This window comes from Bradyrhizobium sp. CCBAU 45321 (assembly GCF_028128975.1).
Lineage (GTDB): Bacteria > Pseudomonadota > Alphaproteobacteria > Rhizobiales > Xanthobacteraceae > Bradyrhizobium > Bradyrhizobium yuanmingense.
Map to the genome: position 1 here is coordinate 1 of NZ_LFKZ01000029.1, position 408 is coordinate 408.

The window sequence follows — 408 nt, forward strand, 5'->3', positions numbered from 1 at the left end:
CAACTGTAGTGGCGCAAGCACGCCAACGCCTCGGGATCGCGCTCGCCGGCAAGGATCGCGCGTATGATACGCAGGCCGGTCGCGCCGGTGATGTCGGCGACGACGTGGTGGAGCTGAAGATTCATCTCCGTCAAAGCCTTCTGCATATGCTGCATGTGTGAGGCCGCGTACTCCAGCAGACGCTCGCGACTGACGCACGTAGGCTCGCAGTTCGGCAATCTGCCCTTTGGGCTGAAAGCTGGCCCGCAGCAACCCGAATGAATGGAGCCGCTGCAGCCATTGCGCATCGCTGACATCGGTCTTACGCCCCGGCACGTGCTTGGCATCGCGCGCGTTGACAAGAAACACGGTAAATCCCCGGGCATCGAGAAGCGCGAAAATCGGAATCCAGTAGACGCTGGTCGATTG

1 pseudogene is annotated in these 408 nt (G+C 61.3%); it reads right to left on the minus strand.

The window, feature by feature from the left end:
* Nucleotides 1-408: pseudogene (locus tag ACM43_RS09510) on the minus strand (IS110 family transposase); the annotation flags it as partial.